This is a genomic window from Neisseria sp. 27098_8_112, from assembly GCF_041433235.1.
Taxonomy (GTDB): Bacteria; Pseudomonadota; Gammaproteobacteria; order Burkholderiales; family Neisseriaceae; genus Neisseria.
Window position 1 is genome coordinate 1 of the sequence record NZ_JAPWBB010000013.1, and the last position, 14,874, is coordinate 14,874.

Consider the following 14,874-nt stretch of genomic DNA (forward strand, 5'->3'; position numbering starts at 1 on the left):
TTATCAGGTATCCAAGAGGGATTAAGGGGTATTTGAGTAGAATCAGGCTCAATTAGGGGCGAAAACAGCCGAAAATCTTTGTTTAGATTTTGGCTGTCGGGGGAAAAGGAATTTTGCAAAGGTCTCGGCCTTTTTGTATCAAACGCCAATCAACGAGACATCTCACCTTGAATAGCGCGGATATTCGCTTTGCGGTCGTTGATAGTACGGGTCAGCTGTTGGATTTTAATCTGGTCACCTTTTTGTTTGGCCGCATTCAGCTGGGTTTGAAGGCGGATGATAGCGGTCTGTTCGTTGCGAATTTCCCCTTGTAATACCTGTTTACGTGTTTCTTTAGGTTTGGGTTGTGGTGCAGCAATGGTTGCAGGAATGGTACGAATCGGTGCTTTGCGGCGGATGTCTTGCTGGCTATTTTGCTTGGCCTGGCGTTTCTGTATGCTGTTGCGTAGGAGGATATTCAGACGCGGATTAGCAGCTTCGGCAGTATTGGTAACGCCACCGATCGGACCATTTAGCAGAATTTTGATGTCGTTATCGACATCTTTATCGCTGAAGAGTGCATCAGTGGTTGGTCCATATGCTTTGGGCAATGGGGTTTTGGTAGGCTTCGTTGGAGTTGCTGCCGCTGGTATGGGTTCGGTCGGCTTGACCGAGTCTGTCAGTGCGAAAATCTCGGTTGTAGATCCTGTTAATATATTGGTTTTGTCGGACGATGCAGAAGAGTTTTCAGCATTAAGTGGTTTGGTTACTGTTTTTTTAATATTGGTTGTGCGGTTTATCGATGTTTTGGAAACAGTTTGTTCTGTGTGTGTAACTTCAGTTTTCGCCGGTTCTTCGGCTGTTGTACTTTTTGCTGTCTTGTTGTCCAATGGCTCCAAATCTAGAGAATGATTCAGGAATTGGGTGGTGGTAGCTTGGTCAGTGTGCACGTTCGGGGCGGCGAGAGTTTGGGTAGATATCTGCTCAGTATGAGGAGAGAAAAAGCTATCCGATCTATGACTTTCCTGAGGGGTAGTTTGTACCTGAGCGATAGGTGCAGAGGGGTATACTTGAACAACAGGTGTGGTATTGAATATGGCGAAAGTATTAACGGGATATTGCTTGGTTTCAACAGGAGCTATTGCCGTTTGTGTTTCTATAACAGGAACATAGTGATCCGCCGTTGATCTAGTAGTTTTTTGGTTTGTTACTCCTGTTTTATCGAAAATGTTCTGTGTTCCAACCAATTTCAGATCTGTTTGTTGCTCTGTAAGAGTCGAATTCAAATTTAGTTGCTCAGCGTTTGTTTGAAATACATTTGTTTCTACTGGACTGTACGAATCGGTAACGCGGCAGGTATTGTTGATCTGGTGTGAGGTATAAACGGTGATGCCTTCAACATTGCAAACATACTCGGCAGCATTAGCGGCGGCGGGGAGGGTCAGGCTGAGGGCAATGGCGGTTTTGCAGAAAAACGGTTTCATAAAGGCAATAGAATCAGGTTGTTTGTTCAAAGTGTAATTATACTATGTACACTGTCAGCATCCGCCAACTTATTTTTAGGCGGTGTAAAACTGTGGCTGAAAGGTTGAAAATTGGAATAAAAGGTTTTAGGCCGTCTGAAACTTGTTATATAGAGTTTCAGACGGCCTTTGCTGTTATAGCGTATTAAGCGTTCAACAGGCTTTCGTCCAATGTCAGCTCTTCGTTTTTATTGACGGCGACTTTGCGTGCCAAAACGTTTTGGGCGATTTCGTGTGCTTCGGCAAGCGAGTGCATCAGGTAAGTACCGCATTGGTATTCGTTCAGTTCGGGGATTTTGCTTTGGTCTTGAACGGTCAAAACATCCTGCATTGAAGCGAGCCATGCATCGGCCACTTTTTGCTCATCGGGCGTACCGATGAGGCTCATGTAGAAACCGGTACGACAGCCCATCGGAGAAATGTCGATAATTTCAACGCCGTTGCCGTTTAAGTGATCGCGCATAAAGCCTGCGAACAGGTGCTCCAGCGTGTGAATGCCTTTTTCAGGCAGGATTTCTTTGTTGGGAATGCAGAAACGCAGGTCAAACACGGTAATGGTGTCGCCTTTGGGCGTGGTCATGGTTTTTGCCACGCGTACGGCAGGGGCATGCATACGGGTGTGGTCGACTTTGAAACTGTCTAGTAGGGGCATTTGGGTGTCCTTTGAGGTAAATAGATTTTTAGCTAGGGATATTTGAACACTGAATCACAATTCCGCAATCTCAACTGCTTCGCCCGAAGCCGCGCTCAGTGCTTCGTTTAAAACGTCGTAGAAATCGCGGCTGTCGCGCGTTGCCAGCCATTTTCCGTTTTGCTCGGCAAAATGGTAGCCGCCGCTTTTAGCGGCAATCCACAATTCTTGGTTGGGCGTGTGGCGGTTGACGATGATTTGCGTGCCGTCTTCGGCTTCGATGGTCAGTACGTTTCCGGCAAACTGGCAGTCGAAATCCCAGCCGTTTTCGTCGATTTGGTCTTCGATGTGTTCGAACAATTCTTCGCTCATGCGGATGAATTCGCTTTCGGTCATCATGGCTTTTTGTGTGGTTTTTGTTTAAGATACCGAATCTTGCCACATTCGTAATGATGAAGAAAGTTTTACTGATGAAATACGGCGTATTTTTTGCAGCGGCAACGGCTCTGCTGCTCTCTGCCTGCGGCTACAAAGGCGATCTCTACCTGCCCAAAGAAGGCGACAAGGCGCGCTTCGGCGTGATTCAAACCGGCTTGAAATTCGATACGGCCAAAGAACCGACCACTCAAACCAACGATTAAAAAAGATTTCACAAACATGACGTTATTCTGCGAACAACTCCCTTATACACATCTTGCCGAAGAGTTTGGTACGCCGCTTTATGTGTACAGCAAATCTGCGCTGACCGAAGCGTTTGAAAACTACCAAACCGCATTTACCGCTTTAAATCCGCTTGTCTGCTATGCAGTTAAAGCGAATGGCAACCTGAGCATCATCAAGCACTTTGCTTCTTTGGGGAGCGGTTTTGACATTGTGTCCGGAGGTGAGTTGGCGCGTGTTTTGGCGGCAGGCGGCGATGCGGCGAAAACGATTTTTTCCGGTGTGGGCAAGAGTGAGGCAGAAATTGAATTTGCGCTGAATGCAGGCGTGAAATGCTTCAATATGGAAAGCATTCCTGAAATCGACCGCATTCAGAAAGTTGCCGCGCGCTTGGGTAAAGTCGCTCCGGTTTCCCTGCGCGTCAACCCCGATGTCGACGCCAAAACCCACCCTTATATCTCCACCGGTTTGAAAGCCAATAAATTCGGTATTGCCTATGCCGATGCGCTTGAGGCCTATCGTCATGCTTCCCGACAAAGCCATTTGAAAATCGTTGGTATCGACTGCCATATCGGCTCGCAACTGACCGACCTCAGCCCACTTGTCGAAGCCTGCGAACGTATCTTGGCCTTGGTCGACCAACTGGCAGACGAAGGCATTGTGTTGGAACACTTAGACTTGGGCGGCGGTGTCGGTATTGTTTACCAAGACGAAAATGTGCCTGATTTGGGCGCGTATGCCCAATCCGTTCAAAAACTGATGGGTACACGCCGTCTGAAATTGGTTCTCGAGCCAGGCCGCAGTTTGGTCGGCAATGCAGGTGCGTTGTTGACGCGCGTTGAATTTGTCAAACATGGCGAAGAGAAAAACTTTGTGATGGTCGATGCGGCGATGAACGATTTGATGCGTCCGGCGCTTTATGATGCCTATCATCACATCGAAGCGGTCGAAACCAAAGACATTGAGCCTCTGACGGCCAATATCGTCGGCCCGATTTGCGAAACCGGCGACTTTCTCGGCAAAGACCGCACCATCGCCTGCGAAGAAGGGGATTTGCTGCTTATCCGCAGCGCCGGTGCGTATGGCTCAAGCATGGCGAGTAACTACAACACGCGCAACCGTGCGGCGGAAGTGTTGGTTGATGGCAGTGAGTGCAAACTTATCCGTCAACGTGAAACCGTCGAGCAGCAAATGGCCAACGAATTGGCTTGTTTGTAAGGTTTGATTGTTTAAAAGGCCGTCTGAAAGCTTGATTGACTTTCAGACGGCCTTTGTTATGAAAGAAAAGGGCATGTATCAAACACGCCCTTTTTTAGGTTATCAATAATGCGGCGGAATTTCATCGCGCAGGCTGTACGGTTCGCGTTCGCCGTTTGCGCCTTTGTCCTGCATCCGTTGATACAGAAGCCGCAACTGGCCTTGTTGCAAATCCAAAGCCTGTTGCATCTTGGCGATGGTGTCGTTCAGGCTGCCGATTAAATCTTCCTGTAGGGCCGTCTGAATTTCCAGCTCCGTGACGCGGTGTTCCAATTCCTGAATATCGCTCATAATTACAGCACCATCGCGGCAATCCAGCCGGCAGCCATCAGCGGGATATTGTAGTGGATAAAAGTCGGGATAACCGAATCGCGGATGTGGTCGTGTTGACCGTCGGCGTTCAGACCCATGGTCGGGCCGAGTGTCGAGTCGGAAGCGGGGGAACCCGCATCGCCCAGCGCGCCTGCCGTGCCGACAATGGCCACGGTAGCCATTGGGGAGAAGCCCAAGCTGATGCACAAAGGCACATAAATCGCGGTAATAATCGGCAAGGTGGAGAAAGACGAGCCGATGCCCATGGTTACCAGCAGGCCGACAAATAGCATGGTAAAGGCGGCCATGCCTTTATTGCCGCCGAACAAAGCCATGCTGTGTTCGACCAAAGGCTGAATCTCGCCGGTTGCGTTCATTACAGCGGCGAAACCTTGTGCCGCAATCATAATAAAGCCGACCATCGCCATCATTTTAATGCCTTCGCCGAATACATCGCTGGCGGCGGAGCGGTTCATCACGCCCAACATCATAAACACGGCAAAGCCCAACATCGCGCCCAATACCAATGAGTTTTCATACATAAGCTGGATGGCAAAACACACGGCAATCGCCACGGCCGCTACCAAGCTGCGATAGGTTGAAGGCTCTTGTTGTTGAACTGCCGCACGGTTGTCTTCCGTGTCAGTAGTATTGTTTTGATAAATGCGTGGTTTGCGGTAGTGCAAAAAGGCCAGCAGCAAGCCGGAAACCATGCCCAAAGCCGGAATCGCCATTGCGTGCATCACATTGATGCCGCTGGTGTCCATGCCTGCCGAGCGGATATTGCCCAACATGATGTCGTTCAAGAAGATGGCGCCGAAACCGTAAGGCAGGAACATATAAGTCGTTACCAAGCCAAACGTAATCACGCAGGCCACCAAGCGGCGGTCGAGTTTCAAACGGTTGAACACCAACAGCAGCGGTGGAATAATCATCGGGATAAATGCAATATGAATCGGCACAACGTTTTGGCTCATCACGCCCATGCACAAAATAATCGCCAGCAGCAGCCATTTGACCGCGCCTTCGCCTTTCGCATTGCCTTCGCCGCCGTTTAGCTTGCGGATAATCACGCCGGCGAGCTGTTGCGGCAGGCCGGAATGCGTGATGGCCATGGCAAACGCGCCGAGCATGGCATAAGACAGCGCGATTTGCGCCCCGCCTTTCAGACCTTCATTAAAAACAGGAATAATCCCTTGCTGCACCACATCGCCGGCCGTGTTGGTTACATTCTCCAAAGGCATACCGGCCACCAAGCCACCGACAAACGCGCCGACAGCCAAGCTGAGCACCACATGCACGCGCGATAAAGACAGCACAAGCATGATGATGACCGCAATTACAACCGCATTCATATCGTTCTCCGTTGTTTCAGACGGCCTGTTATGTAAAAACAGGCAATCATCTGTTTACATATTACAAATAAACATCATAACCCAAGCATGAAGCCTTTGCAAAAGACGGCAGGCCGTCTGAAAAACAGACCATCGGTTTCAGACGGCCTGCCGTGAACCCTTATTTAGAGTTTTAATAGGGCGTGCGGTTCTGGCGATAAAAATATCTAAAAAAACACGCGCTTCCTATTCTTTGCATATGGTACCAATGTTAAAATCGACACAATGTCTCGGTTTCAGGTTTGTCACTGAAATTAAAGCATTTATTGCTAAAACCCAATTCAATCATACACAAACAAAGGAAAGAAGTGATGGATATTCTGACGCGGCTGCACAATCTGCCGCCTTCCCGTTTTCATTACAAACTTTTAGTGTTGGTCGGCATAGGTTGGCTGTTTGATGCCATGGATACAGGCTTGGTGTCGTTTGTATTGCCGGCTTTGGGCAAAGATTGGGCGCTGGCTCCGGCGCAGTTGGGCTGGATTGTCAGCATTGCCTTTGTCGGCATGGCTCTGGGCGCGGTATTCAGCGGCTGGCTGGCGGACAGGTTCGGACGGAAAACCGTTTTTGCCGGCACGATGGTGGTGTACAGCATTGCCACAGGTTTGTGTGCGTTTGCACCTAATTTGACGGTTTTGCTGGTGTGCCGCTTTTTTGTCGGCGTCGGTTTGGGCGGCCAACTGCCCGTTGCCGTGTCGCTGGTCAGCGAATATGCGCCGCCAAAAGTACGCGGCCGTTTTATTGTGTTGCTGGAAAGCTTTTGGGGCTTGGGCTGGCTCTCGGCCGCGCTGGTGTCTTATTTCTTTATTCCGCAAACCGGCTGGCACAGCGCGTTTTTATTCGGTGCCTTGCCCCTGTTTTATGTGCCGTTGGTGTTGAAGTTTGTTCCTGAATCCGTGCCTTACCTGCTTTCCCGCGGCAAAACCAACGAAGCGCACAGTTTGGTATCCGCGCTGGAAATTCAATCGGGCATCACGCCGCCGACACAAGCCGTTGCCGCCCCGGCCGCCCCGCGCGAACGCATCCGCTTCTTCCAGCTTTGGCAACATCCGTTTGCACGGCGTACGCTGATGCTGTGGCTGGTTTGGTTCGGCATCGTGTTTTCGTATTACGGCATTTTCACTTGGTTGCCCAAATTGCTGGTCGAGCAGGGCAATACCGTGGTCAAAACCTTTGAATATGTGCTGGTGATGATTGTTGCGCAACTGCCCGGCTATATAGCCGCCGCGGCTTTGGTGGAAAGAATCGGCCGCAAAGCAACGCTGGCAGGCTTTTTGGCCGCGTGCGCCGTGTGCGCATGGTTTTTCGGACAAAGCACCACTGCGGCCGAAGTCATGGTCTGGGGCAGCCTGATGTCCTTCTTCAACTTGGGCGCATGGGGCGTTTTGTACACCTACACCCCCGAGCTCTACCCCTTGCGCTTTCGTGCCTTCGCGTCCGGCTGGGCAGGCGCCATCGGCCGCGTCGGCGGCATACTCGCACCTATGGTAGTGGCGGCGATGGTGGGCAACAGCGGCGGTTTCGGCAATATCTTTATGATGTTTGCGCTGGTTATGCTGCTGATTGTGGCGGTAATCTTGGTATTGGGTGAGGAAACCAAAGGCCGTACGCTGGAAGACATCAGTCAATAAAAGGCATATATAAATAAAGGCCGTCTGAAAAATATTTTCAGACGGCCTTTTTCATTTATGTTTGTAATTTTAATACATTTATTTTCTGTTTTTATCTTAATTATCGAGGAAAGCGACGAAGAATAACCGTCTTTGTTTTTGTGTAGATAAAAATATTATACTTCAAAGAATTAAAATGAATAAACGATAAAATGGCCGTCTGAAAAGTTCAATCATGGTTTGTGATGTAGGTCAAAGCAAAATGTAACTAAATTACCTATAGTTATCGTAGTGAAAATTTATTGACCTTATTGCCACCTTTTATTAAGGAGATACACCATGAACGCATCAGCCGACAACGTCGTCAGCCCAGCCGTAGCCGAGGTAAACAGCCTGGTTGACAAGGGTTTACGGGCATTGGACGAGTTTCTTAAGCTCGATCAGGAGCAGATTGACTTTATTGTTGCCAAAGCCTCCATTGCCGCGCTGGACAAACATGGTGTGCTCGCCATGCACGCGGTGGAAGAAACGGGACGCGGCGTGTTTGAGGATAAGGCAACGAAAAACCTGTTTGCTTGCGAAAACGTCGTGCGCCGCCTGCGCGATCTGAAAACCGTGGGCGTCATCAGCGAAAACGATGTAACCGGCATTACTGAAATTGCCGATCCTGTCGGCGTGGTTTGCGGTATTGTGCCGACAACCAATCCGACTTCCACCACCATTTTCAAATCCCTCATTGCGCTGAAAACCCGCAATCCGATTATTTTCTCGTTCCACCCGTCCGCCCAGCAGTGTTCCGCCCATGCCGCGCGTATCGTGCGCGATGCAGCAATTGCGGCCGGTGCGCCGGAAAACTGTATCCAGTGGATTGAAAAGCCGTCTATGGAAGGCACTTCCGCGCTGATGAAGCATCCGGGCGTGGCAACGATTTTGGCGACCGGCGGCAATGCGATGGTGGAAGCCGCGTATTCTTGCGGCAAACCTGCGCTCGGCGTCGGGGCGGGCAACGTACCTGCTTATGTTGAAAAAACGGCGGACATCAAACAGGTGGCGCACGATATTGTGATGTCGAAATCTTTCGACAACGGTATGGTGTGCGCCAGCGAGCAAGCCGTCATTGCCGATAAAGAGATTTACAAAGAGTTGGCCGAAGAGTTCAAATCTTACGGCGTGTACTTTGCCAATAAAAAAGAAAAAGCCATGCTCGAAGAGTTTATCTTCGGCGTAACGGCGAATTGCGCCAGCTGCGGCGGGGCGAAACTTAATTCCGCCGTTGTGGGCAAACCGGCAACATGGATTGCCGAGCAGGCCGGGTTTAAAGTGCCTGAAAAAACCAACATCATCATCGCCGAATGCCGCGAAGTCGGCCCGAACGAGCCGCTGACCCGCGAGAAACTTTCGCCCGTTTTGGCCATGATTAAGGCGGATTCGACCGAACAAGGTTTGAAGTTCGCCGAAGAAATGGTTGCCTTTGACGGCTTGGGACACTCCGCCGCCATCCATACCGCCGACGAAGAATTGGTCAAAACGTTCGGATCCTGCGTCAAAGCCCTGCGCGTGATTTGGAATTCGCCTTCCACCTTCGGCGGCATCGGCGACGTGTACAACGCCTTCCTGCCTTCTCTGACCCTCGGTTGCGGCTCTTACGGTAAAAACGCCGTCGGCGGCAACGTCAGCGCAGTCAATCTGTTAAACATCAAAAAAGTAGGCCGTCGGAGAAACAACATGCAATGGTTCAAAGTGCCCGCCAAAATCTATTTTGAACGCGATTCCATCCAATATCTGCAAGACATGAAAGACTGCGAAAAAGTCATGATTGTGACCGACCGTTCGATGGTTGATCTGGGCTTTGTCGATAAAATCACCCACCAACTGCATCAACGCAAAAACAAAGTGACCATCCAGCTGTTTACTGATGTCGAAGCCGATCCGAGCGTCCAAACCGTCTATAAAGGCACCGATTTGATGCGCAGCTTTCAGCCCGACACCATCATCGCGCTGGGTGGCGGCTCGCCGATGGACGCGGCCAAAGCCATGTGGCTCTTCTACGAGCAGCCCCAAGTCGATTTTGAAGACTTGGTGCAAAAATTCATGGACATCCGCAAACGCGCGTTCCGCTTCCCTGAATTGGGCCGCAAAGCCAAATTTATCGGCATCCCCACCACATCAGGCACAGGCTCCGAAGTAACACCGTTTACCGTCATCAGCGACGGCGACAAAAAATATCCGATTGCCGACTACTCGCTGACACCGACCATTTCGATTGTCGATCCTGCGTTTACCATGACCGTTCCGGCAGGCGTAACCGCCGATACCGGTTTGGACGTACTGACCCACGCCGTAGAAGCATACGTTTCCGTACTGGCAAACGATTTTACAGACGGCCTCGCCCTGCAAGCCATCAAGCTCGTGTTCCAATACCTCGAACGCTCCTACAAACACGGTGCGGCCGATCCAGAAGCGCGCGAGCATATGCACAATGCCTCCACCATCGCAGGCATGGCGTTTGCCAATGCGTTCTTGGGCATCAACCACTCGATGGCACACAAAATCGGCGGCAAATATCACGTTCCGCACGGTCGTGCCAACGCCATCCTGCTGCCGCACGTCATCCGCTACAACGGCACGCGTCCGCAGAAAACCGCCACTTGGCCGAAGTACAACTACTACAAAGCCGACCTGAAATATCAGGAAATCGCCCGTACTTTAGGCCTGCCATGCAGCACACCGGCAGAAGGCGTCGAATCCTTCGCCCGCGCCTGCCATGAACTGGCGGTAAACGTCGGCATCAAAATGTCGTTGAAAGAGCAGGGCATCGATGAGAAAACCTTCCTCGACGGAAGAAAAGAGCTGGCCATGATGTCTTTTGAAGACCAATGCACCCCGGCCAACCCACGCCTCGCCATGGTGGCCGATATGGAAGAAATCCTGACCAAAGCCTACTACGGCGAATAAAATCGGGTAGATAAAAAGGCCGTCTGAAACCTGAATATAGGGTTTCAGACGGCCTTTTGTATTAGAACTAAAGTTGATACTTATTGTATGTGGAATTTAATTTGCAAACATTAAGAATAGTCATCATGAAATCAGAAATTTTAAAACAATTTGGCAAACATGTTCGTCATTTAAGACAACTCCAGGATTTAAGTCAGGAAGCATTGGCTGAAAAAGCGAATATGCACCGGACTTATATCGGAATGATAGAACATGGAGAGCGTAACCCCGCCCTATTAAATCTTATTCGTTTGGCTAGCGCATTAGATATTTCTTTACTTGAACTTTTAAGGACTCCGTTAATGACGGAAACTGTGATAATGAATCTAACTGATTCGTATGGTTTTTTTAGAGAAAATGCCGGAAGGATACTAGGAGATCTAAAACTTGAATATCAAACCAGATTTCCCAAGTTCACCTCTGAAATGAAGATAAATAAAGGCGGGGTAGGGCAGTTTATCGAGAAATTGATAGGACTTAAGAATACAAATTCTTTGACAGATTTTTCTGATGGCTAACTGAAAACCAATAAAGCAGATACAGATGGTGCGCCACTAGAGACTATGTTTATCTCGCAGATTTCCAGTAACTTTGATCAGTTAATCAGCGATCAGATAAGCTTTGAAGATAGTTGGATATACCAAAAAATAAAGAATTTGCTATATGTTCCTATGTAAAGTCGACAACAATCCTGACAAATGGTACAACCGTTTTCAGAATGGCAGAAGAATAAATATCCCTTGTGAATTCAGTATCATGATTTGAAATCAAAACGCCTTGGGAGTTAGGCGCAATTTATTGATTTTTTGTAAAGTTCGCGACCAATGAATTCGATCATATTTTGATCACGCAAAATTTGTAATTGTTGGCGGATTTTGTCTTTGATATGGTTGTTTTGGGGAAATTGGATGGATAGTTTGTTTTCAAATTCATACATTTGTGACAATGTGAATTCTTCGGGGAGTTGATCGATACATTTCATAATAGCCAAAAGCCAGCCTTTGCGTTCCGCATTTTGGTTGCGTAAAAATAGATTGGATTGCCATTTTTTCAGAACGATTTCGGGTTCGATAATGCGGGAATTGTCTATTAAGAATATTTTGCCGCTTTCAGGTAAAGGTACAAGATTAATGGAACACATGATGTGGTGCGGTCGGTTTTTAATACCTTTATTTCTAGGAATAATCATGTCCGGTGTTATGAAATGTTTAGGTACAAGCACCAATTGCTGTATGGAGTAATCCGCTTTTTTATATGCAAGAAAGAAAAAGTTGGGGTTGGTATCTGACTGGATGCGCTCCAACATGGTGTGATATGCACCGTCAGGCACACTGTTACCTATAGTTTTTTGATTTTTACTCTTTAATTCATATTGCTCGTGACAGTTTGGACAAAAGAGGTCTGCAACAGGTTTGTTATTGGTAAATCTCTGCATCGGCTTGCTTCCGCAACAGGGGCAGTAGCCGTTTTTTTCTAGCCAAGCCTCGCTCATTACGCGGATTTTGTGGGTTGCTTTATTTTGTTGCTTTCCCAATTCGGTATCGAAAAATAAATTCATGTTTTGGATTTTGAGATTTAAGTTATTTGAGGTCTGTAATGTAGACAACTCAATCTATCTTAAAAAGGTCGTCTGAAAACCCTGTTTCCAAGTTTTCAGACGACCTTTCCTAATTACAGCAATCAATGCCGAATCGGCTTTACACCACGATGTTCACCAGTCTGCCCGGTACGACGATGATTTTCTTCGCAGGCTTACCTTCCATGAATTTCACTGCGCCTTCGTTGGCAAGGGCGGCGGCTTCGAGGTCGGCTTTGGATGCGTCGGCGGCGACGGTGATTTTGCCGCGCAGTTTGCCGTTGACTTGAACCATCACTTCGATTTCGGATTTGACCAAGGCGGCTTCATCGACTGTCGGCCAGCCTGCTTCCCACAGTTTCGCGCCGTTCAATTCACTCCACAGGGTTTCGCAGATGTGCGGCACGATGGGCCACAACAGGCGTACGGCGGTTTCCAATACTTCTTGGGCGACGGCGCGGCCTTGTTCGCTGCCAGTGTCGGTTTTGTCGTATTGGTTGAGCAGTTCCATCACGGCGGCGATGGCGGTGTTGAACTGCTGGCGGCGGCCGTAGTCGTCGCTGACTTTGGCGGTGGTGGCGTGCAGTTTGTGGCGCAGGTCTTTGAGTTCTTTAGACAAACCGTCTTGGTTACCTGCAAATGCTTTGACCGCACCGCCTTGTTTCAGGTATTCGTAAACGGTGCGCCACAGACGACGCAGGAAGCGGTGCGCGCCTTCGACGCCGCTGTCGCTCCATTCGAGGGACTGTTCGGGCGGTGCGGCGAACATCATGAACAGGCGGGCGGTGTCCGCGCCGTAGGCGTTAATCAGCTCTTGCGGATCGACGCCGTTGTTTTTGGACTTGGACATTTTTTCCGTGCCGCTGATGACGACAGGCAGGCCGTCGGCTTTCAGAACGGCGGAAACAGGGCGGCCTTTGTCGTCGAAAGTCAGCTCGACATCGGCAGGGTTGATCCAGTCTTTGCTGCCGTTGGCGTTTTCGCGGTAGTAGGTTTCGCAGACGACCATGCCTTGAGTGAGCAGGCGTTCAAACGGTTCGTCAACATTGACCAAACCTTCGTCGCGCATCAGTTTGGTGAAGAAGCGCGCGTACAAGAGGTGCAGAATCGCGTGTTCGATACCGCCGATGTATTGGTCGACCGAGCCCCAGTATTTCGCGGCGGCAGGATCGACCATGCCGTCTGAAAATTTGGGCGACATGTAGCGGAAGAAATACCAGCTCGATTCCATGAAGGTATCCATGGTGTCGGTTTCGCGTTTTGCAGCGCCGCCGCAGCATGGGCAGGTGGTTTCGTAAAACTCGGGCATTTTTGCCAAAGGCGAACCCATGCCGTCGGGTACGACGTTTTCGGGCAGGACAACGGGCAGTTGGTCGGCAGGGACGGGTACGTCGCCGCATTTTTCGCAATGGACGATGGGAATCGGGCAGCCCCAGTAGCGTTGGCGCGAAATACCCCAGTCGCGCAGGCGGTATTGGGTTTTCGGTTCGCCTGCGTCTTGGCTTTGCAGCTTGGCGGCGATGGCGTCGAAGGCCGTCTGAAAATTCATGCCGTCCAAGTCGCCGCTGTTGACCAATACGCCGTTTTCTTTGTTGCCGTACCATTCTTGCCATTGGTCTGCGTCGAATGCGTTGTCGCCGACGGCAATGACTTGTTTTTTCGGCAGGCTGTATTTGGTAGCGAACTCAAAATCGCGTTCGTCGTGCGCCGGAACCGCCATTACCGCACCGTCGCCGTAGCCCCACAATACATAGTTGGCAATCCACACTTCCAGCTTGTCGCCGTTGAGCGGATTGACGACGTAGCGGCCGGTCGGCACGCCTTTTTTCTCCATCGTCGCCATATCAGCTTCGGCAACCGAGCCGGCTTTGCATTCGGCGATAAATGCCTGCAATTCGGGTTTGTCGGCGGCTGCGGCGGTTGCCAGCGGATGCTCGGCGGCAACGGCAACATAAGTCGCGCCCATCAGCGTGTCGGGACGGGTGGTATAAACTTGCAGGAACTTCGCGTAATCGCCTTCCAAACCTTGTTTGCTGTCGTCTGAAACAGCAAAGCGCACGGTCATGCCGCGCGATTTGCCGATCCAGTTGCGCTGCATGGTTTTGACTTGTTCCGGCCAGTGTTCCAGCTTGTCCAAATCGTTGAGCAGCTCTTCGGCGTAATCGGTGATTTTGAAGTAATACATTGGGATTTCGCGTTTTTCGATCAACGCGCCCGAACGCCAGCCGCGTCCGTCGATGACTTGCTCGTTTGCAAGGACGGTTTGGTCGACTGGGTCCCAGTTTACCGTGCCGTTTTTGCGATAGACGATACCTTTTTCAAACAGCTTGGTAAACAGCCATTGTTCCCAGCGGTAGTATTCGGATTTGCAGGTGGCGACTTCGCGTTCCCAGTCAATCGCAAAACCCAGGCTTTTGAGCTGGGTTTTCATGTATTCGATGTTGTCGTACGTCCAAGCGGCGGGGGCAACGTTGTTTTTCATCGCCGCGTTTTCCGCCGGCATACCGAACGCGTCCCAACCCATAGGCTGCATGACGTTGAAGCCGTTTAAGAGTTTGAAGCGGCTCAATACGTCGCCGATGGTGTAGTTGCGCACATGCCCCATGTGCAGCTTGCCGCTGGGGTAGGGGAACATGGACAGGCAGTAGTATTTGGGTTTGGAAGCGTCTTCGGAGACGTTGAAAATACGCTCGTCGTCCCATTTTTTCTGCGCCGCAGGCTCGATGGCGGCGGGTTGGTAATGTTCTTGCATGGTCATTCTGTTTTTCGCTTGAAAACGTTGGAAAAAATAAAGATGGGATTATAGCAGGTTGTCGGGCCTGTCGGTTTGACAAAGGCCGTCTGAATGTTTGGATGTCGGAAAAGCACAATTTCAGACGGCCTTGAAAATACTGACTTGAGTTTTTGATACTCGCCCACATATCCCACCCAGTTTGAA

The 14,874-nt window shown here is 50.0% G+C and carries 12 protein-coding genes and 2 pseudogenes; 6 read left to right on the plus strand and 8 right to left on the minus strand.

Annotated elements, in window-relative coordinates:
• Positions 1-149 precede the first annotated feature (149 nt).
• The 3 genes from O3682_RS08875 to cyaY all read right to left on the minus strand — a co-directional run bounded on the left by O3682_RS08875 (position 150) and on the right by cyaY (position 2,532).
• A complete protein-coding gene (locus tag O3682_RS08875; RefSeq protein ID WP_371509672.1) occupies positions 150-1,493 on the minus strand; it encodes a hypothetical protein in 1,344 nt (447 codons plus the stop codon).
• 154 nt (positions 1,494-1,647) lie between these two features.
• Entirely contained in the window at positions 1,648-2,154 is a 507-nt protein-coding gene (gene luxS, locus O3682_RS08880) for an S-ribosylhomocysteine lyase (RefSeq protein ID WP_004518928.1), read from the minus strand.
• Between the two features lie 54 nt (positions 2,155-2,208).
• Complete coding sequence (gene cyaY / locus O3682_RS08885) at positions 2,209-2,532, minus strand: iron donor protein CyaY (protein ID WP_070585221.1); 324 nt, start codon at positions 2,530-2,532, stop codon at positions 2,209-2,211.
• A 50-nt stretch (positions 2,533-2,582) separates the two neighbouring features.
• Between cyaY and lptM the strand changes: the two genes are divergently transcribed.
• Together lptM and lysA are read left to right on the plus strand one after the other, a co-directional pair.
• Entirely contained in the window at positions 2,583-2,774 is a 192-nt protein-coding gene (gene lptM / locus O3682_RS08890) for an LPS translocon maturation chaperone LptM (RefSeq protein ID WP_003684659.1), read from the plus strand.
• A gap of 16 nt (positions 2,775-2,790) precedes the next feature.
• Positions 2,791-4,011 carry a diaminopimelate decarboxylase gene (gene lysA, locus O3682_RS08895; RefSeq protein ID WP_371509674.1) on the plus strand — a complete coding sequence of 407 codons (1,221 nt, stop codon included), beginning with the start codon at positions 2,791-2,793 and terminating at the stop codon, positions 4,009-4,011.
• A gap of 102 nt (positions 4,012-4,113) precedes the next feature.
• Here the strand turns inward: lysA and O3682_RS08900 are convergent, their stop codons facing one another.
• A complete protein-coding gene (locus O3682_RS08900) occupies positions 4,114-4,341 on the minus strand; it encodes a SlyX family protein (protein ID WP_004518924.1) in 228 nt (75 codons plus the stop codon).
• A 2-nt stretch (positions 4,342-4,343) separates the two neighbouring features.
• The gene (locus tag O3682_RS08905) at positions 4,344-5,717 is read right to left on the minus strand and encodes a Na+/H+ antiporter family protein (RefSeq protein WP_371509676.1); all 1,374 of its coding nucleotides are present in this window, start codon (positions 5,715-5,717) and stop codon (positions 4,344-4,346) included.
• Positions 5,718-6,067: 350 nt separating this feature from the next.
• On the opposite strand from O3682_RS08905, the gene O3682_RS08910 reads away from it, so the two are divergent.
• The 4 genes from O3682_RS08910 (at position 6,068) to O3682_RS11745 (ending at position 11,037) form a co-directional block, all read left to right on the plus strand.
• Entirely contained in the window at positions 6,068-7,387 is a 1,320-nt protein-coding gene (locus tag O3682_RS08910; RefSeq protein ID WP_371509678.1) for an MFS transporter, read from the plus strand.
• A gap of 318 nt (positions 7,388-7,705) precedes the next feature.
• Positions 7,706-10,321 carry a bifunctional acetaldehyde-CoA/alcohol dehydrogenase gene (adhE, locus tag O3682_RS08915; RefSeq protein WP_371509680.1) on the plus strand — a complete coding sequence of 872 codons (2,616 nt, stop codon included), beginning with the start codon at positions 7,706-7,708 and terminating at the stop codon, positions 10,319-10,321.
• A gap of 125 nt (positions 10,322-10,446) precedes the next feature.
• Positions 10,447-10,878, plus strand: a complete 432-nt coding sequence (locus O3682_RS08920; protein WP_371509681.1) for a helix-turn-helix domain-containing protein — start codon at positions 10,447-10,449, stop codon at positions 10,876-10,878.
• Complete coding sequence (locus O3682_RS11745) at positions 10,879-11,037, plus strand: PDDEXK family nuclease (RefSeq protein ID WP_526023252.1); 159 nt, start codon at positions 10,879-10,881, stop codon at positions 11,035-11,037. It abuts the gene before it with no gap.
• 28 nt (positions 11,038-11,065) lie between these two features.
• Here O3682_RS11745 and O3682_RS08925 read toward each other — a convergent pair.
• From O3682_RS08925 to leuS, 3 genes and pseudogenes are all read right to left on the minus strand, one after another.
• A pseudogene (locus tag O3682_RS08925) lies at positions 11,066-11,155 on the minus strand (DNA adenine methylase); the annotation flags it as partial.
• Positions 11,128-11,918 (minus strand): annotated as a pseudogene (locus O3682_RS08930) (DpnI domain-containing protein). The pseudogenes O3682_RS08925 and O3682_RS08930, both read right to left, overlap by 28 nt.
• Before the next feature lie 139 nt (positions 11,919-12,057).
• Positions 12,058-14,688 (minus strand): leucine--tRNA ligase, encoded by a 2,631-nt coding sequence (leuS, locus tag O3682_RS08935; RefSeq protein WP_371509683.1) that lies wholly within the window; start codon positions 14,686-14,688, stop codon positions 12,058-12,060.
• Between the last annotated feature and the right edge of the window lie 186 nt (positions 14,689-14,874).